This is a genomic window from Microbacterium sp. LMI1x-1-1.1, assembly GCF_040676205.1.
In the GTDB taxonomy this organism is placed as follows: Bacteria; Actinomycetota; Actinomycetes; order Actinomycetales; family Microbacteriaceae; genus Microbacterium; species Microbacterium aquilitoris.
Map to the genome: position 1 here is coordinate 451,675 of NZ_JBEGHM010000001.1, position 19,680 is coordinate 471,354.

General features: G+C 69.5%; 27 protein-coding genes. 13 read left to right on the forward strand and 14 right to left on the reverse strand.

Annotation, left to right across the window (positions count from 1 at the left end):
* Positions 1–72 precede the first annotated feature (72 nt).
* Both MRBLMI1x_RS02175 and MRBLMI1x_RS02180 read left to right on the forward strand, forming a co-directional pair.
* Positions 73–738 carry a response regulator transcription factor gene (locus MRBLMI1x_RS02175; RefSeq protein WP_020098373.1) on the forward strand — a complete coding sequence of 222 codons (666 nt, stop codon included), beginning with the start codon at positions 73–75 and terminating at the stop codon, positions 736–738.
* The gene (locus MRBLMI1x_RS02180) at positions 735–1,826 is read left to right on the forward strand and encodes a sensor histidine kinase (protein WP_363455565.1); all 1,092 of its coding nucleotides are present in this window, start codon (positions 735–737) and stop codon (positions 1,824–1,826) included. Before MRBLMI1x_RS02175 ends, MRBLMI1x_RS02180 begins: the two co-directional genes overlap by 4 nt.
* Positions 1,827–1,836: 10 nt before the next feature.
* On the opposite strand, the gene MRBLMI1x_RS02185 is transcribed toward MRBLMI1x_RS02180, so the two are convergent.
* Genes MRBLMI1x_RS02185 through MRBLMI1x_RS02200 form a run of 4 tightly spaced genes read right to left on the reverse strand, consistent with a single transcriptional unit; the run spans position 1,837 to position 4,754 of the window.
* A complete protein-coding gene (locus tag MRBLMI1x_RS02185) occupies positions 1,837–2,502 on the reverse strand; it encodes a cation transporter (RefSeq protein WP_363455568.1) in 666 nt (221 codons plus the stop codon).
* Positions 2,484–2,819 (reverse strand): Cd(II)/Pb(II)-sensing metalloregulatory transcriptional regulator CmtR, encoded by a 336-nt coding sequence (gene cmtR / locus MRBLMI1x_RS02190; protein WP_018187713.1) that lies wholly within the window; start codon positions 2,817–2,819, stop codon positions 2,484–2,486. Before cmtR ends, MRBLMI1x_RS02185 begins: the two co-directional genes overlap by 19 nt.
* A 34-nt stretch (positions 2,820–2,853) precedes the next feature.
* Entirely contained in the window at positions 2,854–4,227 is a 1,374-nt protein-coding gene (locus tag MRBLMI1x_RS02195) for an APC family permease (RefSeq protein WP_363455573.1), read from the reverse strand.
* A gap of 56 nt (positions 4,228–4,283) precedes the next feature.
* The gene (locus MRBLMI1x_RS02200) at positions 4,284–4,754 is read right to left on the reverse strand and encodes a DUF2975 domain-containing protein (RefSeq protein ID WP_363455576.1); all 471 of its coding nucleotides are present in this window, start codon (positions 4,752–4,754) and stop codon (positions 4,284–4,286) included.
* 94 nt (positions 4,755–4,848) lie between these two features.
* On the opposite strand from MRBLMI1x_RS02200, the gene MRBLMI1x_RS02205 reads away from it, so the two are divergent.
* From MRBLMI1x_RS02205 to MRBLMI1x_RS02215, 3 genes are read left to right on the forward strand one after another with little or no spacing between them, the layout of a single operon-like run.
* Positions 4,849–5,664, forward strand: a complete 816-nt coding sequence (locus MRBLMI1x_RS02205; protein ID WP_363455579.1) for an EI24 domain-containing protein — start codon at positions 4,849–4,851, stop codon at positions 5,662–5,664.
* Positions 5,664–6,599: an aldo/keto reductase gene (locus MRBLMI1x_RS02210; RefSeq protein WP_363457785.1), complete on the forward strand. Its 936-nt coding sequence runs from the start codon at positions 5,664–5,666 to the stop codon at positions 6,597–6,599. Before MRBLMI1x_RS02205 ends, MRBLMI1x_RS02210 begins: the two co-directional genes overlap by 1 nt.
* Before the next feature lie 5 nt (positions 6,600–6,604).
* A complete protein-coding gene (locus tag MRBLMI1x_RS02215; protein ID WP_018187718.1) occupies positions 6,605–6,994 on the forward strand; it encodes a hypothetical protein in 390 nt (129 codons plus the stop codon).
* Between the two features lies 1 nt (position 6,995).
* Here the strand turns inward: MRBLMI1x_RS02215 and MRBLMI1x_RS02220 are convergent, their stop codons facing one another.
* Together MRBLMI1x_RS02220 and nhaA are read right to left on the reverse strand one after the other, a co-directional pair.
* Positions 6,996–7,334 (reverse strand): DUF6804 family protein, encoded by a 339-nt coding sequence (locus tag MRBLMI1x_RS02220; RefSeq protein WP_363455582.1) that lies wholly within the window; start codon positions 7,332–7,334, stop codon positions 6,996–6,998.
* Between the two features lie 8 nt (positions 7,335–7,342).
* A complete protein-coding gene (gene nhaA / locus MRBLMI1x_RS02225) occupies positions 7,343–8,617 on the reverse strand; it encodes a Na+/H+ antiporter NhaA (RefSeq protein ID WP_363455585.1) in 1,275 nt (424 codons plus the stop codon).
* Positions 8,618–8,889: 272 nt separating this feature from the next.
* Here nhaA and MRBLMI1x_RS02230 point away from each other — a divergent pair, with 272 nt between their 5' ends.
* From MRBLMI1x_RS02230 to MRBLMI1x_RS02245, 4 genes are all read left to right on the forward strand, one after another.
* Positions 8,890–9,342, forward strand: coding sequence for an Asp23/Gls24 family envelope stress response protein (locus MRBLMI1x_RS02230; RefSeq protein ID WP_363455588.1), 453 nt, complete (start codon positions 8,890–8,892; stop codon positions 9,340–9,342).
* A 2-nt stretch (positions 9,343–9,344) separates the two neighbouring features.
* Positions 9,345–9,560 (forward strand): hypothetical protein, encoded by a 216-nt coding sequence (locus MRBLMI1x_RS02235; protein WP_363455591.1) that lies wholly within the window; start codon positions 9,345–9,347, stop codon positions 9,558–9,560.
* A gap of 48 nt (positions 9,561–9,608) precedes the next feature.
* Complete coding sequence (locus MRBLMI1x_RS02240; protein WP_018187723.1) at positions 9,609–9,878, forward strand: GlsB/YeaQ/YmgE family stress response membrane protein; 270 nt, start codon at positions 9,609–9,611, stop codon at positions 9,876–9,878.
* 130 nt (positions 9,879–10,008) lie between these two features.
* Positions 10,009–11,013, forward strand: coding sequence for an adenosine deaminase (locus MRBLMI1x_RS02245; protein WP_363455594.1), 1,005 nt, complete (start codon positions 10,009–10,011; stop codon positions 11,011–11,013).
* Position 11,014: 1 nt separating this feature from the next.
* Here the strand turns inward: MRBLMI1x_RS02245 and MRBLMI1x_RS02250 are convergent, their stop codons facing one another.
* From MRBLMI1x_RS02250 to MRBLMI1x_RS02270, 5 genes are read right to left on the reverse strand one after another with little or no spacing between them, the layout of a single operon-like run.
* Positions 11,015–11,467, reverse strand: coding sequence for an MSMEG_6728 family protein (locus MRBLMI1x_RS02250; protein ID WP_020098359.1), 453 nt, complete (start codon positions 11,465–11,467; stop codon positions 11,015–11,017).
* Position 11,468: 1 nt separating this feature from the next.
* Entirely contained in the window at positions 11,469–11,843 is a 375-nt protein-coding gene (locus tag MRBLMI1x_RS02255; RefSeq protein WP_018187726.1) for a DUF2256 and DUF3253 domain-containing protein, read from the reverse strand.
* A gap of 57 nt (positions 11,844–11,900) precedes the next feature.
* Positions 11,901–12,698 (reverse strand): DNA-formamidopyrimidine glycosylase family protein, encoded by a 798-nt coding sequence (locus MRBLMI1x_RS02260; RefSeq protein ID WP_363455598.1) that lies wholly within the window; start codon positions 12,696–12,698, stop codon positions 11,901–11,903.
* A 16-nt stretch (positions 12,699–12,714) separates the two neighbouring features.
* Positions 12,715–13,707, reverse strand: a complete 993-nt coding sequence (locus MRBLMI1x_RS02265; protein WP_363455601.1) for an alpha/beta fold hydrolase — start codon at positions 13,705–13,707, stop codon at positions 12,715–12,717.
* 52 nt (positions 13,708–13,759) lie between these two features.
* A complete protein-coding gene (locus MRBLMI1x_RS02270; protein ID WP_018187729.1) occupies positions 13,760–14,746 on the reverse strand; it encodes an aldo/keto reductase in 987 nt (328 codons plus the stop codon).
* 137 nt (positions 14,747–14,883) lie between these two features.
* On the opposite strand from MRBLMI1x_RS02270, the gene MRBLMI1x_RS02275 reads away from it, so the two are divergent.
* Together MRBLMI1x_RS02275 and MRBLMI1x_RS02280 are read left to right on the forward strand one after the other, a co-directional pair.
* Positions 14,884–16,434, forward strand: a complete 1,551-nt coding sequence (locus MRBLMI1x_RS02275; protein WP_363455604.1) for a cryptochrome/photolyase family protein — start codon at positions 14,884–14,886, stop codon at positions 16,432–16,434.
* Between the two features lie 14 nt (positions 16,435–16,448).
* Complete coding sequence (locus MRBLMI1x_RS02280) at positions 16,449–17,186, forward strand: SDR family NAD(P)-dependent oxidoreductase (RefSeq protein ID WP_363455607.1); 738 nt, start codon at positions 16,449–16,451, stop codon at positions 17,184–17,186.
* 7 nt (positions 17,187–17,193) lie between these two features.
* On the opposite strand, the gene MRBLMI1x_RS02285 is transcribed toward MRBLMI1x_RS02280, so the two are convergent.
* Together MRBLMI1x_RS02285 and MRBLMI1x_RS02290 are read right to left on the reverse strand one after the other, a co-directional pair.
* Complete coding sequence (locus tag MRBLMI1x_RS02285) at positions 17,194–17,631, reverse strand: hypothetical protein (RefSeq protein ID WP_336125318.1); 438 nt, start codon at positions 17,629–17,631, stop codon at positions 17,194–17,196.
* Positions 17,632–17,710: 79 nt separating this feature from the next.
* Entirely contained in the window at positions 17,711–18,139 is a 429-nt protein-coding gene (locus tag MRBLMI1x_RS02290; RefSeq protein WP_018187733.1) for an SRPBCC family protein, read from the reverse strand.
* A 250-nt stretch (positions 18,140–18,389) separates the two neighbouring features.
* On the opposite strand from MRBLMI1x_RS02290, the gene MRBLMI1x_RS02295 reads away from it, so the two are divergent.
* Both MRBLMI1x_RS02295 and MRBLMI1x_RS02300 read left to right on the forward strand, forming a co-directional pair.
* On the forward strand, positions 18,390–18,692 hold the full coding sequence (locus MRBLMI1x_RS02295) for a hypothetical protein (protein WP_363455611.1): 303 nt from the start codon (positions 18,390–18,392) through the stop codon (positions 18,690–18,692).
* Positions 18,693–18,778: 86 nt separating this feature from the next.
* Positions 18,779–18,949: a CsbD family protein gene (locus MRBLMI1x_RS02300; protein WP_018187735.1), complete on the forward strand. Its 171-nt coding sequence runs from the start codon at positions 18,779–18,781 to the stop codon at positions 18,947–18,949.
* A gap of 73 nt (positions 18,950–19,022) precedes the next feature.
* On the opposite strand, the gene MRBLMI1x_RS02305 is transcribed toward MRBLMI1x_RS02300, so the two are convergent.
* Positions 19,023–19,658, reverse strand: a complete 636-nt coding sequence (locus MRBLMI1x_RS02305) for a VanZ family protein (protein WP_363455615.1) — start codon at positions 19,656–19,658, stop codon at positions 19,023–19,025.
* Positions 19,659–19,680 lie beyond the last annotated feature (22 nt).

Below are 19,680 nucleotides of genomic sequence, written 5' to 3' on the forward strand. Positions count from 1 at the left end.
GGTCGCGGTGTTGCGAGGGCGTACGCGGAAATCAATACGCCGGCGATACGGCCGGCTTCGTACGATCGACACGTGCGTGTGCTGATCGTCGAGGACGAACCCCTGATGGCGGAAGCCATCCGCGACGGTCTGCGCCTCGAGGCGATCGCGGCCGACATCGCCGGCGACGGTGACACGGCGCTCGAGCTCCTCGCCGTGGGCTCGTATGACATCGCGATCCTCGACCGCGACATCCCGGGGCCATCCGGAGATGAGGTCGCCCGCTCGATCGTCGACTCCGGCAGCGGGATGCCGATCCTCATGCTGACGGCCGCGGACCGCCTCGACGACAAGGAGTCCGGGTTCGAGCTCGGAGCCGACGACTACCTCACCAAACCGTTCGAGCTTCGTGAGCTCGTCCTCCGCCTGCGCGCCCTCGACCGGCGCCGCGCGTCGGTGCGGCCCCCCGTTCGGGAGTACGGCGGGCTCCGCGTCGACCCGTTCCGGCGCGAGGTCTATCGGGACGGTCGTTACGTCGCGCTCACGCGCAAGCAGTTCGCCGTGCTCGACGTTCTCGTCGCGGCCGAGGGCGGGGTCGTCAGCGCGGAGTCCCTGCTCGAGCAGGCCTGGGACGCGAACGCCGACCCCTTCACCAACGCCGTGCGCATCACCGTGTCGGCGCTCCGCAAACGACTCGGCGAGCCGTGGCTGATCGTCACCGAGCAGGGCGTCGGGTATCGCATCGAGGCGTCCGCGTGACGCGGCCGCCTGGACTCAGCGCCCGCATCAAGCTCACCCTGAGCTACGTAGCGCTCGTCCTCGTCGCGGGCGCGCTCATCCTCACCATCGTGTGGCTGTTCCTGCTTCGCTACGTTCCCGACGAGCCTCTGTTCACCGGCACCGGTTTCGCCCCCAGTCAGCGCGACCTGCTTCGCGCGTTCGCACCACCTGCCGGAGCGGCGATGATCGCCCTGCTGGTCACCGGTGCCGTCGGCGGTTGGTTCCTCGCTGGGCGGATGCTCGCGCCGCTGCGCCTGCTGACGCAGGCGACGCGGCGAGCCGACACCGGGGACCTGTCGACGCGCGTCCGGATGAAAGGTCGGCGAGACGAGTTCCGCGAGCTCGCGGATTCCTTCGACGGGATGCTGCAGCGCATCGAATCGCAGGTCGAGGAGCAGCGACGGTTCGCGACCAACGCATCCCACGAGCTGCGCACTCCGCTCGCGATCACGCGGACCCTGCTCGACGTCGCCCGGTCGGACCCCGATCGTGACGTCGATGATCTCCTCGACCGCCTCACCGCAGTCAACGAGCGCGGCGTCGAACTGGTCGAGGGGCTGCTGCTCCTCGGGCGTGCGGACCGGGGCGGGTTCCCCCAGGCATCCGTCGATCTGTCTCTGCTCGCAGAGGACGCCGTCGAAACCCTGCTGCCTCTCGCCGAAGCCCGGGGCGTCGAGTTGATCGTCCGCGGCGACGAGACGACCGTGTCCGGGTCGGCCGGCCTGCTCGGACAGGTTGTGCTGAACCTCCTGCAGAACGCTCTGATCCACGGCGATGCGGCTGAACCTGTGACGGTCTCCACTCACCGCGATAGCGGTGCCGCGGTCCTGATCGTCGAGAACGGCGGCGTGAGACTCGACCCGGCCGCGGTCGCTACGCTCGCCGAACCGTTCCAGCGCGGCACAGCCCGCATCCGCCGGTCCGATCATGAGCGGAACGGGCTCGGATTGGCGATCGTCAGCGCGATCGTCGGAGCTCACGGGGGCGAGTTGACGCTCGCGGCGCGGTCGACGGGGGGACTGCGCGCAACCGTGCGAGTGCCCGCAGGCGTCCGACCGTCGAGCTGACGAGACCGGATCAGTGGTCGTGCTCGTCCTCCAGCAGCATCCCCACCGACGTCGCGCACGCGTCACCGCGCCACGCCTCGACGCCCTCGCGCACCGCGAACACCGCGATGATCAGGCCGGCGACGGCATCCGCCCACCACCAGTCGAATGCGGCGTTCACCACGAGCCCGACGAGGACCGCGGCCGAGAGATAGGTGCAGATGAGGGTCTGTCTGGAATCCGCCACCGCCGTCGCTGAACCCAGCTCCCTGCCGGCGCGACGCTCGGCGAGCGAGAGGAACGGCATGACGAGCACACTCACCGCCGTGAGCACGATCCCGATCGGAGAGATGTCGGGTTCGCTGCGAAGGACCAGCGCCGTCACCGACGACACGGTGACGTAGGTCGCGAGAGCGAAGAAAGCGACCGCGATAACCCGCAGTGTCCCCCGTTCCCAGCGCTCCGGGTCGCGCCGCGTGAACTGCCACGCCACCGCGGCCGCCGACAGCACCTCGATGGTCGAGTCGAGCCCGAAACCGATCAGCGCGGCGGACGAGGCGATCGTCCCGGCCGTCACCGCGACCACGGCCTCGATGAGGTTGTACGCGATCGTGGCGGCGACGATCCAGCGGATGCGGCGGCGCAGCAGCTCTCTCCGGGGCGCCTCAGCGAGAGCCGTCACCCGCAACACCGGCATCCGTCGATCGCGCACTCTTCGCCGGCGTCGACCGCCACGACAGCGTCGAGCAGCTGAGCGAGCCCGGCGGTCAGATGCGGATCGGCGATGTCGTACCGCGTGCGCCGACCCTCGGGCGTCGCGACGACGAGGCCACAGCCGCGCAGGCATGCGAGGTGGTTGGACACATTGGTCCGCGTGAGCTCGAGGTCGCGGGCGAGATCGGCGGGGTAGCCGGGTCGCTCCAGGAGTGACAGCAGGATGCGGGACCGCGACGGGTCGGCCATCGCGCGCCCCAGGCGATTCATGACGTCGAGACGAGACGAAAGGGTCAGCACACGCTGACTATACAGCACGTGCTGACCCTTTCAGTCACCGACCGCCCACCGTGGGGATGGCACCCGTCCGCTCGGCGATCTTGCGGTCGCCGCGACGGCGTCCGGCGCGCGCGAAGAAGAACAGGACGGCGCCGACCACGACGTACACCGCGGTGCCGAGCCAGACCGGACCCTCCTGCTGGGTGAGCAGCACGATCGACGCGATGATCGCGAGGATCGGCACGATGCGCGGGACGGAGAAGTGCGAGTGCTCGACCTTGTCCTTCTTCAGCACGAGGACACTGACGTTCGCCGAGATGAAGACCAGCAGAAGCAGCAGCACCGTCGTGTTCGCGAGCGTCCCGATGTCGCCGATCACGCTGAGCAGCATCGTCACACCGGCGACCACGATGATCGAGACCCACGGCGTCTGACGCTTCGGAAGGACCTTGCCGAAGGCGTGGGGCAGCAGGCCCGACTCGGCAAGGCCGTACCCGACGCGGCTCGCCATGACCATGAACAGCAGCGCACCGTTCGCGATCGCGATCAGCGCGATGACGCTGAACAGCCACGGCGGCAGGGCCGCGCCGCTCGCCTTCACGACCTCCAGCAGAGGAGCCGACGACGCCCCGAGGACGTTCGGGTCGACCACGATGACAGCGCCCACGGCGATGAGCAGGTACACGACGGCAGCCGTGAGGATCGCACCGAACAGAGCCCGCGGGTAGGACCGCGTCGGGTTCTTGACCTCTTCAGCCATGTTGGCCGCGGCCTCGAAGCCGAGGAACGAGAAGAACGCGACGATGGATGCCGCGAACGCGCCCTGCAGCGGAGCCACATCGGGCGCGAACTCGAAGATGCGCGAGGGCTCGCCTCCACCGCTGCCGAAGACGATCCCGGCGATGACGATGATGATGATGAGGCCGGTGACCTCGATCATCGCCGCGACCATGTTCGCGGCGAGGGACTCCTTCACGCCGCGCAGGTTGATCAGCGTCAGCACGACGATGAAACCGAGGGCGACGGGGATCGGCGGGAGGTTGAACAGCGCCGCGAAGTAGTCGCCCGCGAACGCGTTCGCGAGGGCCGCCGCGGTCGTGATGCCGGACGCCATCATGAGGAAGCCGATGAGGAACGACAGGAACGGGCGACCGAACGCCTTGTCGACGTAGCGCGCCGCGCCGCCGGCGTGGGGGTACTTCGTGATCAGCTCGGCGTAGGTGCCCGCCGTCAGGAGGGCGACGACGAGGGCGATGAGCAGGGGCAGCCAGATGACGCCGCCGACGTCCTTCGACATCGTGCCGACGAGTGTGTAGATGCCCGCGCCGAGGGTGTCTCCGACGATGAAAGCGAAGAGCAGCCAGGTGCCGACCGCACGCTTCAGACCGGGCTTCTCCTGAGCGGGTGGAGCCGAGGTGTCGTTTGTCATCGCACCACTTCAACGAACATGCGCCTGCGATGCAACCCCTTCCCCGGCGGGTTCTCTCATGCGTGCGCGCCCGCCGCGACCTGATCCTGCAGCAGAACCGCCTGTCTGAGCACCTCGCGCAGCCCTCCGAGGATCAGCGCGACGCCGAGCCCGGCGACCATCGCCAGGCCGGTCAGCAGCAGCACGGCACGGTTCCCCGCCCCCGCGGCGAAGGCCACCCCGCAGCCGACGACGACCACGATCATCGCCGCGGCGACGCATCCGATCAGAGCGTCGACCCCGAGGACGGCGCCGTCCTCGAAGAGCCGCCCGTGGTCGGCGCGGGTGAGGAGCCGCCAGAGACAGACGAGGGCGGCCAGGACGCAGAGCGACAGGATGCCGGTGAGCACCACACCGGCATCCCGAAGCCCGACGAGCTCCGGCACCCAGCCCACGACGACGTCGACGATGTCCGGCACGACCCACACCTGCAGAATGACGATCACGGTGAAGACGAAGCCGGCCCCTGCTTTCGCGAGTGCGATCATGCGTCCTCCATCTATCGTTATTCGATCCATGTATATCGATAAACAGCGCTCCGTGTCGAGACCGCGCGTCGCGGCGACACGGCAGGATGGGGACATGACCACACCCGCCGCCCCGCGGCATCCGCTCGCCTCGTTCTTCCGCGGCGTCGGCGACCTGGGCCGCGGCTTCGCGTTCTGGGGGCGCCTGCCCGGTGCGATGGCGCTCGGACTGATCCCCGCGGCGATCGTCGGCGCGCTGCTGCTCGGCGGGATCATCACGCTCGCTGTGTTCCTCGGCGACATCGTCACCGCCCTGACCGGATTCGCCGACACGTGGTCCGAGGTCTTCGCGGGTCTCGTGCGGTTCGGCATCGGCGCGGCCATCCTCGGCGGGGCGATCGTCCTCGCGGTCGTCTCGTTCACCGCGCTGACCCTGCTGGTCGGCGACCCTTTCTACGAGCGCATCTGGCGCTCCGTCGAGGGGCACCTCGGTGACGCTCCGCCCGAGTCGGACTACGGGTTCTGGCGCTCGGTCGGCGACAGCATCGGCCTCATCCTCCGCGGCCTGGTCGCGGCGATCGTCGCCGGCCTCATCGGCCTCATCCCGCTCGTCGGCACCGCGCTCGGCGCTGTCGTCGCCGCCTTCCTCACGGGCTGGCTGCTCGCCGACGAACTCACCTCGCGTGCGCTGGTCGCCCGGGGACTGGATGCCGCGGCCCGCCGGGCCCTGCGCAAGGACAACCGCGCGCGGGTGCTCGGATTCGGCGTCGCGACCCAGCTCTGCTTCCTCGTGCCGCTCGGCGCCGTCCTCGCGATGCCCGCCGCCGTCGCCGGCTCGACCGTCCTGGCGCGCACCCTGCTCGACGCGAGCGCCGCCGTCGGCCGCACCGACCCCTCGACCGCGCCCGCCGGGCGCAGAAACGGAGCATGATGCGCCGCGTCCCCTTCGGTCCCACCGATCGCCAGGTCCCCAACGTCGTCGCCGGGATGATGCGCATCGAGGAGATGTCCGACGAGGCCATCCGCGCGCTCTACGACGCGTGCCGCGCCGCCGGCGTCGACTTCTTCGACCACGCCGACCTCTACGGCAGCAGCCGCCACGGCTGCGAGCGCCGCTTCGCCGAGGCGCTCGACCTCAGCCCGGCGGAGCGCGACGAGATCACGCTGCAGACCAAGACCGGCATCGTCGCCGACGACTGGCACTTCGACCACTCGTACGAGCACATCGTGACGTCTGCCGAGGAGTCCCTGCAGGCCCTCGGCACCGACCGACTCGACGTGCTGCTCCTCCACCGTCCCGACGCGCTCGTCGAGCCCGAGGAGGTCGCGCGCGCGTTCGACCACCTCGAGTCGTCGGGCAAGGTGCGCGCCTTCGGCGTCTCGAACCACACGCCGCGGCAGATCGACCTGCTCAAGACGGCAGTGACCCAGCCGATCGTCGCCAACCAGGTGCAGTTGTCGATCACGCACTCGACGATCGTCGCGCAGGGCCTCGCGTCGAACATGGCGGGCGAGGACGACTCCATCACCCGTGACGGCGGCGGCCTCGTCGACTACTCGCGCATCAGTGGCATCACGCTGCAGGCCTGGTCGCCGTTCCAGAAGAACTTCTTCGACGGCGTCATCTTCGGCGCGCCCGAGTACCCCGAGCTGAACGAGATGATGGACCGCCTGGCCGCGAAGTACGACGTGACGCCGACCGCGATCGCGACCGCCTGGATCACCCGGCATCCCGCGCACATGCAGGTCGTGCTCGGCACCACGAATCCCCAGCGCGTCGCGGATGCCGCCGCCGGTTCGGACATCCCCCTCACCCGACCCGAGTGGTATGGCCTCATCACCGCGGCAGGGCACAAGGTCCCCTGAGCCGCGTGGCCGAGTACGTCATCGAGGGTGGCCGCATCGGCGGCATCCCGGATCTCTACGTCGAACTGAACCGCCTCTTCATGACCGGAGAGGACTGGCAGCTCGGCGCCAGTCTCGACGCGCTCGACGACCTGCTCTACGGCGGGTACGGGGCGCTGGCGGAGGATGACGCCGTCCGGATCGTCTGGCGGGATGCCGCGCACAGCCGCGACGCGCTCGGTGTCGCCGAGACCGAGCGGTGGCTCCGCGGAAAGCTCGCGCAGCCGGGGACCTTCCGCGCGGACGACCTGCAACGGCAACTCGACGACCTGCTCGCCGGTACGGGGGCGACGTACTTCGACCGCGTGCTCGAGGTGTTCGCCGGTCACCCGGGTGTCACGCTCGACCTCCGCTGACTCAGACCTCGCGCGGTGTCTTGATCGTCGCCCCGGCGCCGATCAAGACGAACGCGGCAGCGACCTGAGCGGCGCTCCAGATCTGACCCGAGAACTCGAACGGGAAGATCGGGTTCCAGACCACCGCGATGGCGAGCATCACCGGCACCCACCACCAGTGCTTCGCCTGGAACGCGAACCACCCGATGATGATCGCGAAGATCGTCGCGACGAAGCGCACCGTGAGGAACCAGTCGCTCTCGAGCAGCGCCGGCGCGACGAACAGCACCGCCGCGGCAAGCAGGCTCGGCGCGAGGGCGTTGCGCTGGTACATCGCGGGCGTCGGCTGCGTGCGGCTCACGGGGCTCCTCAGGACGGGGGTGTGGTTCCAGTCTGACGCACCCGTCGGGCCCGCCAGGCGAGCACGACGCCGCCGAGGATCGCGGCGACGACCGACCCGGCGAGGATGCCGATCTTCGCGTGCTCGTCTTCGAGCGATCCGACCCCGTACGAGAGTTCGCCCACGAGCAGCGCGACGGTGAACCCGATGCCGGCGAGCAGGCCGACGCCCACCATGTCACCCCACCGCAGCTCGAACGTCCGCCGGACCGCGGGGATGCGCGTCAGCAGGAACACCGCGAGCAGGATGCCGATCGGCTTGCCGAGGACGAGGCCGACCAGGATGCCGAGGGTCACCGGATCGGCGAAGGCCGCCGTCAGCCCCTCCCAACCGCCGACCGTGACGCCCGCCGAGAAGAAGGCGAAGATCGGCAGCGCGACCAGGGTCGAGATCGGCCCGAAGCGGTCGGCGAAGTGCGCCGTCAACGCATCGTGGATCGGGGAACCGTCGGCATCCGTCCCCACCTGCACGCGGGCCCGCGGCGTCACCGTCGCGGGGACCATGAAGGCGAGGATCACACCGGCGATGGTCGCGTGCACGCCCGATGCGTGCACGAAGCCCCACGTGACGATCGCGAGCGGCATCAGCACCCACCAGTGACGGATGCCGCGCCGCACCGCCAGGGCGAACAGCACCAGCGGGACGACTGCGGCCGCGAGCCAGATCGGCTGCAGGTCGTCGGTGTAGACGGTGGCGATGATGGTGATCGCGAAGAGGTCGTCGACGACGGCGAGGGTGAGCAAGAACACGCGCAGCGCGGGAGGCAAGCCCTTCGCGACGACGGCGAAGACCGCGATCGCGAAGGCGATGTCGGTCGCAGTGGGGATCGCCCAGCCGCGCACGGCGTCGCCGGGGACAGCCGCGGTGAAGGCGGTGAAGATGAGCGCCGGGACGATGACGCCGCCGAGCGCGCCGATGACGGGGACGGCGGCGACACGCGGCGACCGCAGACGCCCGGCCACGATCTCCTCCTTCAGCTCGAGGCCGACGACGAAGAAGAAGATCGCGAGCAGGCCGTCCGCTGCCCAGTGCGCGACAGTGAGGTCGAGGTGGAGGGCTTCGGGGCCGAACGAGGTCTCGCGGACGCCCACGTACCAGTCCGCGAGGGGCGAGTTGGCGAGGACGAGGGCCGCGACCGTGGCGGCCAGCAGCAGGATGCCGCCGAAGGTGTCGGTGCGGACGGTCTGGCGGATCCCGCGCCAGATCTCGTGCGGTGCCGTGTGAGAGGAAGAAAAAGAGGACATGACGGATCGCTTTCCGCGGGGGATCGGGGGGTCGCTGAGACGTGGTGGGAGGGGTGCCTCAGGACGCGGACGGCGGACAGCCGACAAACGACGACACGGTGTGCTCGATTCCGCAGCACGCCAGGGTCGTCATACATCGAGGGTATCCCCGGCGACTTTTTTGTGACGTTCCTTGCGTTCCGGCCCTCTCATCAGTGAGGGCGGATTGGGACGCCCTCCCGCACGGCCCCTTCGGCACGGCGCGGCACAGAGCACACAGTAGGGACACTTCCATGGCTGAGAAGACGACGACCACCCCCGCCACGCGCGTCGACCGTGCGGCATCCACCCGTCACCAGGACGACCAGACGGTCGCCGGCCGGATCACGATCGCCGACGGCGTCGTGGCCAAGGTGGCCGGCATCGCCGCTCGCGAGGTCAGCGGCGTCTACGCGCTCGGCGGCGGCGGGGCTCGTGCCCTCGGCGCGATCCGGGAGGCCGTGAACGCGACCGACCTGACGCAGGGCGTCAAGGTCGAGGTCGGCGAGACGCAGGCCGCCGCCGACCTGAAGGTCGTCGTCGAGTACCCCGCGCCGATCGGACGCGTCGCCGACGAGGTCCGCGCCTCGGTCGCCGGCGCCATCGAGCGACTGACGGGACTCGACGTCGTCGAGGTCAACGTCGAGATCCACGACGTCCACATCGCCGACGATGAGGACGAGCAGACCGAGTCGCGCGTCGCCTGACCATGCGCAACAAGATCCTGATCCTCGGCGCGATCGCGTTCGCGGCCTACGTGATCGGCAGCCGGTCGGTGACCGTGAAGAAGTCCGAATCGGTGCCCCACCAGCTCGTACGGTTGCGCGATGAGCGCAAGGCCAAGAAGGACCGCGAACGGAAAGCGAAGAAGGTTGCGGCCGCCGTCAAGGACGTGGCGCACGACGTGCGCAAGCGACTGAACTGACGGCATCCGTTCCAGCGGTATCCGATTCACCATCACTAAGGAGTCATCATGGGGTTTTTCGGTTTCCTCATCCTCGGTCTGCTCGCGGGGGCCATCGCGAAGCTGATCCTGCCGGGCAAGCAGGGCGGCGGGTGGTTCGTCACGCTGCTGCTCGGCATCGTCGGCGCGCTGCTCGGCGGTTGGCTCGGCGGGCTGATCTTCAACGTCAACCTGAACGAGTTCTTCTCGCTGTCGACGTGGCTGCTCGCCATCGGCGGCTCGCTCATCGTGCTGCTGATCTACGGCGCGCTCGTCGGCCGAAAGGGCGCCAAGCGCTGATCGGCTCACAGAGCTGAGTACCTGGAAGGGTGCGGAAGACGGCCGACTCGCCGCCTCCGCACCCTTCCGTCTTATCCGGGGCCGGGGACGGACCGTCTTCACCTCACGCGGGTGCGTACGATGGCTCCCCGTGACGAGCCCTGATCTGCGCACCCTCCCGAAGGCCGAGCTGCACCTGCACATCGAGGGCACGCTCGAGCCGGAACTTGCGTTCGCTCTCGCCGAGCGCAACGGCGTGACCCTGCCGTTCGCGGACGTCGACGATCTGCGGCGCCGCTACGACTTCGAGGATCTGCAGTCGTTCCTCGACCTGTACTACGCGTGCATGGCGGTGCTGCGAACCGAGCAGGACTTTACCGACCTCGCGACCGCCTATCTCGAGCGGGCCGCGGCCGACGGTGTCCGTCACGTCGAGATGTTCTTCGACCCGCAGGTCCACGCCGTCAACGGCGTGCCGGTCGACGTCGTCATCGACGGGCTCCGCGCCGGGCTCGACATCGGGCGGGAGCGGTTCGGCATCACCGGCGGGCTGATCGTCTGCATCGTCCGCGACCACCCGGTTGCGTCGGCCGAAGCCCTTCTCGATGAGATCGCGCCACGTGCGCACGAGCTGCTCGGCATCGGCCTGGACTCCGCGGAGGTCGGCTACCCGCCGTCGCTGTTCGAGGGCGTCTTCCGCCGGGCCGCCCAGCTGGGACTGCGTCGCGTCGCCCACGCCGGCGAGGAGGCACCGGCCGCGTACGTGTGGGAGGCGCTGCGCCTGCTCGAGGTCGAGCGGGTGGACCACGGCATCCGCTCGATCGACGAGCCCGAGCTGCTCGCGCACCTCGCCGAGCACCGCGTCGCGCTGACGGTCTGCCCGCTCTCGAACGTGCGCCTGCGGGCCGTGCCCGAGCTCAGCGCCCACCCCCTGCGCGAGCTCGTCGATGCCGGCGTCGTCGTGACGATCAACTCCGACGATCCCTCCTACTTCGGCGGATACATCGGCGACAACTACGCCGCCGTCGCCTCGCTCGGCTTCGACACGGCCGAGCTGGCGCAGCTCGCCGCGAACTCGATCGAGGCGTCCTTCGCGGATGCCGGGCGCAAAGCGGACCTCCTCGCACAGGTGCGGGAGTGGGCGGCATCCGCCTGAGTCAGTCCGCCTCGGCCTTCGGCCAGACGTACGGCAGGTCATCGGGATCGTCGAATCCCTGGGCCCGGTAGTACTCCAGGTCTTTCCGCAGCAGGTTCGAGCGGTGCGAGCGGTGGACGTCCTCGCGGCCGAACCACGACGGCATCCGCACCGTTCCGGACCGGTACTCGGCGCCGTCCTCTGGGATCTCGTCGAGGGTCGCCAGGGTCGAGGCGCGGGTCGTGTCGGCGAAGCCGCGCCGCATCCATTCATCGACCGTGAGGTCCTGGTAGACCATGAGCGCGGCTCGGTGCCCGCGCCACATCTTTACGGCCGGATGGTGTCGCCAGCCGTAGTCCGGAATCGTGAGCGCGCGCATCACCTGCAGCGTCTCGACGCGCTGCTTGCCGAGCCGCTTCGTGTCGAGCGCCGCCATGCCGCGGGCGAGGTCGTCGAACGGGACGAAGGTCTGCACGTCAGCGTGCCTTCCGGATGCGGATCGGTCCCTTCGCGGTCGACGGATCGACGACCTGACCCCGCTGAGTGATCTCGACCTCGCCGATCGCGACCAGGCGGCGCGCCGCCCGACGAGCGGGTTCCATGAGGTCGCGCCAGTCCTCACCGCCGACGGCCCGCGCCGCCTCGGACGGGCAGATCGTCGCCGACGCCGCGCGCGCATCGAGCAGATCGCGGATCGACGCCGTGAGCTTCTCGTCGACAGGACGGATGCCGCGCTTCCGGCACGCGTCGGAGCAGTACTTCACGTCGTCCCAGTTCTTCTCCCACTTCTTGCGCCACTGGATCTCGCGTCCGCACGAGGCGCACGTCTTGGGTGCAGGGGTGGAAGCCATGCCGCGACGCTACGTCGCCCGACCGGCGCGGACGAAGGGGTTGCGGATGCCGCACCGTCACGCATCAGGCTGACAGCGCGGGCACCACCACGTGCGGCGGCGCTCGGGGTCGTTCGCGACCTCGTCGCGCACGAGGATCCGGGTGCCGCACCGTAGGCACGGGCGCCCGGCGCGACCGACGACCCAGTGCGATTCGCCCTTCCGCGTCGAGCCGGTCGTCACCTGGTACATGCCCGGCACGGTGGCCGAGATCCGCAGCATCCGGGCTGCCCGCTCGACGAGCGGCCCGAGGTCGGCCGACGCGATCGGCGCGAACGGATGAACCCCCGAGAGGAACGCGGTCTCGTTGACCCACAGGTTGCCGAGTCCTGCCATGTTGCGCTGGTCGAGGAGCGCGGCGACGAGGGGCCGCTCGGGCCGTACCGAAAGGCGGCGGACGGCTTCGGCGGCATCCCAGTCGTCGCGCAGCGGATCGGGACCGAGGTACCCGAGCAGCGCACCCTCGTCAGCAGTCGCGACGAGTTCGACGACGGGCAGGTCGATGCCCCACAGCGTCGACCCGTCGTCGAGCCGCATCCGGACGCGAACCCGGTGATCCTCTCGGGAAGGGGTGCGGCGCCCCGGCCGGGTCACCGTCCAGCTGCCCTGCATCCGCAGGTGCATGTGCAGCGTCCGCCCGGTGTCGAAGCGGGTCAGCAGGTGCTTGCCGTGCGTGTCGTACGAGGTGATCCGCGCTCCGGCGAGCGCTGTGCCCGCCGCCGCGCCGGAACGCAGCTCGCCTGCACCGACGACGTGCCCGACGGATGCCGCGGCCAGCCGCTCCCGCAACCGGTACACGCTGTCGCCCTCGGGCATCCGTCCCCCTCGCGCCTCAGCGCACCTCGCGGCGCGGGTCCTGGCGTGCGCGGGAGTACACGCGCCACAGGATGCGGGCATGCCGTTCCTTCGCGCGTTCGACGCCGTCCTCGTCACGGCGCGCGGCCGACCACCATTCGGCGGCGCGTTCGCGCATCGCGCTCCAGACCACGCCGATGCCCGCGTGCGGCGGTGGCGGGACGGCGGCCTCCTCGGCCGGCATCCGTCCCTTCGGCGGCAACGTGTCGTTCGCGTGGGTCACGACGAGCTCGGCCGCGCCGACGGCGTGCGCGTTGATGATCGAGTGCGCCGCACCGCGGATCTCCCAGCGGCGCGCGTTCTGCGCGGCCGCGACCAGCCGCGAATGGAACCGGCGCGGCGACGTCGCGTCGTACTCGCCGCGGATGAACAGGACGGATGCCTCGACCCGCGGCATCCGCTCGACCAACCGGTATCGGAGCATGTGCGGCAGCACCTGCATGAAGTAGACGAAGCCGCAGAGGACGTAGGCCGACAGCGCCGTCATCGCGAGGTGGAACGTCTCGCGCGTCGCGGACTGGGCGAAGCGGAGCGCGACGATCGGGAGTGACGACTCCTGGTCGTTGACGACGGGGCTCACCAGGACGGCGTGACGCACCTGCGGCCGCCGGATCAGCACCTCGGTGACGACCTGCGTGCCCATCGAATGACCGATGACGACAGGATCATCGAGGCCGTAGTGGTCGAGGACCTCTTCGACCCGGTCTGCGAAGAACTCGGCCGTGGGCTGGTCGCCGGGCCGCGGCATCCCTGCGAAGCCGGGCAGGTCGAGCGCGAAGACGTCGCCGTGCTCGGCGAGCGAGGGCGCGAGGAACTCGAAGTACGTCGCCGCGACGCCGACACCGGCCACGAGGACGAACGGCCGTCCGCCGTCGCCGGCCGTGGTCTCGACGCGCGTCACCCGCGTGCGGTGGGTGCCGCGTCCGACGTGCTCGACGTCGACGTCGGGGGCATCCTCGGTCGCGGGCATGCACCCAGGATGCCAGCCCGCGTCGGTGCCGCGCGCCGCAGGCCGCCGTCGCTCAGCGGTTCACGTACTCCATGAGGGTCGCGTTGTAGCGGTCGCCGGCGACGCCGACCCGCTGCGCGAGGCCGTCGAGGTCGGCTAGCTCATCCGCCGACAGCGCCACCTCGGTCGCGGCGGCGTTCTCGCGGATGCGCGACGTGCGCCGCGTGCCGGGGATGGGGACGATCGACGGATGCTGCGCGAGCAACCACGCCAGCGCGATCTGGCCGGGCGCGGCATCCTTCGCCTCGGCGAGGACCTTCACGTGATCGACCAGCGCCTGGTTCGCGGCCAGGTTCTCCGCCTCGAAACGCGGCACCCGGCGCCGGATGTCACCGTCGTCGAACGCGGTGTCGGTGCTGACCGTTCCCGTGAGGAATCCTTTGCCCAGCGGGCTGAACGGCACGAAGCCGATCCCGAGTTCGGCCAGGGTCGGCAGAACCTCGACCTCGGGGTCGCGGGTCCACAACGAGTATTCGCTCTGGACAGCGGTCACCGGGAACACGGCGTGCGCGGCGCGGATCGTCGCGGCGGAAGCCTCGGACAGCCCGAAGTGACGCACCTTCCCCTCGGCGACGAGCTCGCCGACCGTCCCCGCGACGTCGGCGATGGGCACGTCCGGGTCGACCCGGTGCTGGTAGAAGAGGTCGAGCGTGTCGGTTCGGAGCCTGCGCAACGAGGCGTCGGCGACGCGACGGATCTGCTCCGGACGGCTGTCGAGTCCGACCGACTGGCCGTTCTGGATGTCCCACCCGAATTTCGTCGCGATGACGACCTGGTCGCGCACCGGTTCGAGGGCCTCGCCGACGAGCTCCTCGTTGACGTACGGGCCGTAGACCTCGGCCGTGTCGAAGAATGTGACGCCCGCGTCGAGCGCCGAACGGAGTACCGCGATCATCTCGCTGCGGTCGCCGGGGTTGGGTCCGTAGCTCTGCGACATCCCCATCGCTCCGAGCCCGATCGCCGAGACCTGCAGGTCCTGTCCAAGTGTCCTGGTGTGCATGTGTCAACCTCCTGCCCTCGACGCTAAGCCCCGCGACCCGGACGAGGGAGTCCCTGGCAGAACACCCCTCCGCTAGCGCAGCCCCGTCGCGCACACAAGCGCTGGGAACCGTCCGACCCTCTTCCTACGCTGGCGCCATGCTGCGACACCTCGTCATCGTGCTGGGCGATCAGCTCGATCACGACTCGAGCGCGTTCGACGACTTCGACCCCGATCAGGATGCCGTCTGGATGGCTGAGGTCGCCGGCGAATCCGAGCACGTCTGGAGCACGAAGCAGCGCACCGCCGTCTTCCTCGCGTCCATGCGGCACTTCGCCGCTGAGCTGACGGAGGCCGGGCGTCCCCTCCACTACGCGAAGCTCGACGCCCGGTCCACGAAGGACTCGCTGGCCGACCAGCTCGCGGCCGACGTGACCAAGCTGAAGCCCGAGCGGCTCGTCGTGACGGAGCCCGGCGAGTGGCGGGTGCGCGAAGCGCTGCGCGAAGTGGCCGAGCACAGCGGAATCCCGTTGGACATCCGTGAGGACCGCCACTTCTTCAGCACCGTCGCCGAGTTCGCCGCGCACGCCGAGGGCCGCACTTCGCTGCGGATGGAGTACTTCTACCGCGAGATGCGCAAGAAGCACGACGTGCTGATGACGACCCGTGGCCAGCCTGTCGGCGGTGCGTGGAACTACGACGCCGACAACCGCAAGGCGTTCCCGAAGCAGGGACCGGGGCTGGTTCCCCCGCGCGCTCGGTTCGACCCCGACGAGACCACCCGCGAGGTCATCGCCCTCGTCGACAAGAGGTTCGCCGACCACCCCGGCTCGCTCGACTCGTTCGCGTGGCCGGTCACCCGTGCGCAGGCGCTCGAGGCGCTCGACGTGTTCATCGAGGAACGCCTGCCCGGGTTCGGCGAGACGCAGGATGCGATGTGGCCGGGCGAGCCGTGGCTCTGGCACGCGCACCTGTCGTCGTCGTTGAACCTGAAGATGCTGAACCCGCGCGAGGTCGTCGCCGCGGCGGAGGCGGCCTACCGCGACAAGAAGGCGCCGTTGCCTGCCGTCGAGGGCTTCATCCGACAGATCCTCGGGTGGCGCGAGTACGTCCGCGGCATCTACTGGACGCAGATGCCCGGGTATCTCGAGCGGAACGCGTTCGAAGCGTTCGAACCGCTCCCCGACTTCTACTGGACCGGCGACACGGCGATGGCGTGCCTGCAGGACGCGATCGGCACGACGCTCGAGAACGGGTACGCGCACCACATCCAGCGGCTCATGGTCACCGGGCTGTACGCGATGCTGCTCGGCGTCGATCCGAAGGAGGTCCACGCCTGGTACCTCGCGGTCTACGTCGACGCGGTCGAGTGGGCGGAACTTCCGAACACGCTCGGGATGAGCCAATACGCCGACGGCGGGTTGATGGGCAGCAAACCGTATGCCGCTACCGGCAAGTACATCGACCGCATGAGCCCCTACTGCAAGACGTGCCCGTTCGACCCTGCCAAGCGGGTAGGCGACGACGCGTGCCCCTTCACCACCCTTTACTGGGACTACCTCATCCGGCACGAGGAGCCCCTCGCCGCCAATCACCGCATGTCACTGCAGGTGAAGAACGTGTCGCGCCTCGACGACGACGAGATCACCGGCATCCGTGAGCGCGCCGACGCGATCCGGCGCGGCGACATCGCGGTTCCGCACACCTGAGCAAGGAGAGCATCATGACCTCGACCGACATCGCCCTCGTGACCGGCGCCCGTGGTGGCGTCGGAAGCGCCCTCGTCGCACGGCTGCGGGCGCGCGGTCTGCGCGTCGCCGCCGTGGGGCGGGATGCCGCATCCCTCGCCTCCGTCGATGCGGACGCGCACATCGAAGCCGACGTGACGACGCCCGAGGGTGCCGCCGCGGCGCTCGAGGGCTGCCGGTCCGAGTTGGGTGACGCACCGGCGTGGCTCGCGCACGCGGTCGGCAGCACGCTCATCACCCCGCTGCATCGGACGAAGGCCGACGCCGCGCGCGACATCCTGCGCGTGAACCTCGAGAGCAGCATCTGGATCCTGCAGGCCTGGCTCGAGGCGACGGGTAAGAAGCCGGGTGCCGCTGTGTTCGCGAGTTCGGTCGTCGCCCGCATCGGCGTCGCCAACCACGAGGCGATCGCCGCCGCAAAGGGAGGCGTCGAGGCGCTCGTGCGCAGCGCCGCCGCCACGTATGCCGCGCGCGGCATCCGTGTCAACGCGGTCGCCCCGGGCGTGACCGACACCCCGATGACCGCCGGCATGCTGAGCGTGCCGATGCAGCGCGAGGGCGCCGAGAAGCAGTACCCGCTCGGTGGTGTGCAGACTGCCGAGGATGTCGCGGCCGTCATGGACTGGCTGCTGTCGACGGATGCCGGTCGCATCACCGGTCAGGTGATCCCTGTCGACGGCGGCTTCACGACGGTGCGTCCGCTCGTGAAGTGACAGGCCGTCAGCTCGCTCGGGTGACGATGTAGACGTCGTCCTCGTTCCGCGTGACGGCGACGGTGGCCGTGTCCGTTTTCTCGTACACCGGCCACGGCCCCTCCGAGGAGCAGAGGTCGACGCGTTCGCGTCGGAACTCGGCCGCATCGACGCCGTTCGCCGTCACGGCGACGAGCGCCTGCGCGTCGTCGCGTTTCGACAGATCGGGGAGGTCCTTCGCCGAGACGCCGAGGCGGGTCGCGACATCCGCGGGCAGCTCGTACGGGCACACGATCGTGAACCGCTTCGCGTCCGCGTCGTCGACCAGGTCTGCGACCGGGACGGACGGGCCTTCGCTCACTGCCTTCACGACGTGGTCTTCGACGTCACTACTCCCCGGCGCGCAGGCGGTCGTGAGCCCGGCGGCGGCGAGGACGAGGGACAGGGCGGCGAGTGTGCGCTTCATGCTTCCTGTCTACGCAGTCGTCGCGCGCGGGGCGTCGGCCTGGAGAGGCATCCGTGTCAGCCGAGAGGATGACGCCGGGTCAGGAGCTTTCGAGCATCCGCTTCGCGCGCGTGAGCGACGTCGACAGCGTCGAGCGAATCGAGTCGGCGATCATCGGCTCCGCGAGGCGCATGATCCCGGTCGGCTCGGCGTCGATGCGCACGGCGACGACGGTCGCGCCGTTCGCGTCGGCGAACTGCAGGTCGGAGGACGTGGCCATGATCCCGCTCGTGCTGGTCACCGCCATCCGCGCACCGGGGTCGTAGGCCGTGACGCGCCAGTCGAAGTCGACCTCGCGGCCGACCGCCCGCATCCGCGTGTGGAGAGTCGACCCGACGCCGACGGGCGGCGATGAGGTGAGCTCCTCGGAGATGACGGACTCGTCCCAGCGGGCGCGGCCCTCGGTGAAGAAGTCGAACACCTCGGTCACCGGGCGGTCGATGGTGACGGACTCGGTGACGGTGAACATCCCCTCACCCTAGGTGCCCGATGCGACGCGCGGGCCGGCCGTATGGGTTCCGTTCGGACCTGTTCCGCGGGCCTCGGCGAGCGCTTAGGACTGTGCTCATGACGTTGACCACGGTCCTCCCCTCGCTGCGACGCAGCATCCCCGATCCGATCGAACGGCGGGCATGGCCCGAGCACACGGTCGCGGAGGTGCGCGATGTGACCGTGGCGGGTGTGTCGCTGACGCGCCTGGCCGAGCTCGAAGGGACGCCGTGCGTGATGACCGGCGACCTCGCCCACCCGCACACGCAGGATGCCCGCCGTCGCGGCATCGGACCACCCACGACCTCCCCATCCAGTGGGAGCACTGCCGCCTCATCGGTCGCGCATCCACCGCGAAGCAGGCGATGTTCTCGCCGTCGGCGTTGGATGTGGCCCACCGCATCCAACAGCAGGCCGACGAGCTCGACCACGCGGAGCAGGACCTCGTGCGAGGCCGGATCACCCGCGAGGAGTTCGACCTCGTGTGGCTGCACGCCTACGAGGCGACGGCGAGTCGGCGGCGCGAGTTGTGACTCTCACCAATCGGCGCCGAAATCAAGCGGTTGAGTGGAATCGTCGCGAGTCGGATCCTGGGATCCCACGAACTGAGGAGTGTGCCATGGGTCTCGACGACAAGATCAAGAACGCTGCGCAGGACATCGCCGGCAAGGCGAAGGAAGCCCTGGGCGAGCACCGCAATGACGAGGACCTTCGCCGCGAGGGCGAAGCCGACCAGCGCGAAGCGAACCTCAAGAAGGCCGGCGAGAACGTCAAGGACGCGTTCAAGTAAGCCAGGTGGACTGAATGTGTGAAGGCCCCGCCGGTCAGCCGGTGGGGCCTTCACGTTTTCGCAGCCGCGGTGACTAAGAGGCGTCCGTTTTCGCAGGTGATCTCGAGGGCGTGGGTCCGCCGACACCGTGTGCGCCCAACGCTGAATCCGAAGCCGGACTTTCGTGCCACCGGAACAGGCGAACGAGCGCGGACAATCCGGGGATCCGCAGAGCGACCAGGTAGACCCCGTACCCGACGATGCCTCCGACGGTGTTCCACATCAGGTCGTTGACGTCGGCGATGTGACCGCCGGCGAAGAAGGCTTGCGCCGCGAGCTGCAGGAACTCGATCCCCAGGCTGATCGAGACGGCGATGAGCACAACTTTCGCCCAGGACGCGCGGCGCACGAGGAGCGGAATCAGAACTCCCAGCGGTGCGAAGACCGCGATGTTCATGAGCGCGTCGTCGACCTCGTAGTCGTAGAAGGGCACCAGCGCAAGCTTCGGGGTCCACGGCTCACCGCTGTCAACCGGGGTCAGGTAGATCGGGAAGATCGTGTTGGCGAAGATCCCGGCGGCGTAGACCGCGACGACGAGAGCTGTCACGGCGCGAGCCCATGTGAGCTTCTTCCGCCGCGCCAGCACGGCGATCAGCAGGACGAACAGTGCGACGCCGAGCGGAATCGCCACCGGCAGGACAGGAACTTCGCCGAACGGGTTTGTGGACACTCCGGGACTCTATCCGTGTCGA